Source organism: Adlercreutzia sp. DFI.6.23 (assembly GCF_024462535.1).
Lineage (GTDB): Bacteria > Actinomycetota > Coriobacteriia > Coriobacteriales > Eggerthellaceae > Adlercreutzia > Adlercreutzia rubneri.
Map to the genome: position 1 here is coordinate 1 of NZ_JANGBP010000439.1, position 305 is coordinate 305.

Annotated in this window: 1 pseudogene; it reads right to left on the minus strand. The window is 69.8% G+C overall.

Annotated features, from left to right (window positions below):
- Nucleotides 1-305, minus strand: a pseudogene (locus tag NE591_RS14045) (glutamine--fructose-6-phosphate aminotransferase); the annotation flags it as partial.

Genomic DNA, 305 nt, shown 5'->3' on the forward strand with positions numbered 1-305 from the left:
CGATCATCGCGATGATGTCGGAGGCCACGTAGCTGCCGGTCTCGCCGCAGCCCACCACGATGGGGGAATCCTTGCGGCAGGCGATGATCGTGCCCGGCTCGGCATCGGCCATGACGGCCGGGCCGTAGGCCCCGACGAGTCGTGCGGCCGCCTCGGCCACCGCCGCACGCAGGTCGCCGGTGCCTTCGGCGAGCATGCGGTGGTAGGACTCCTCCACGAGGTGCGCCACCACCTCGGTATCCGTCTCGCTCTTGAAGACGTGCCCGCTACCGACGAGCTCCTCGCGCAGCTCGGCGAAGTTCTCG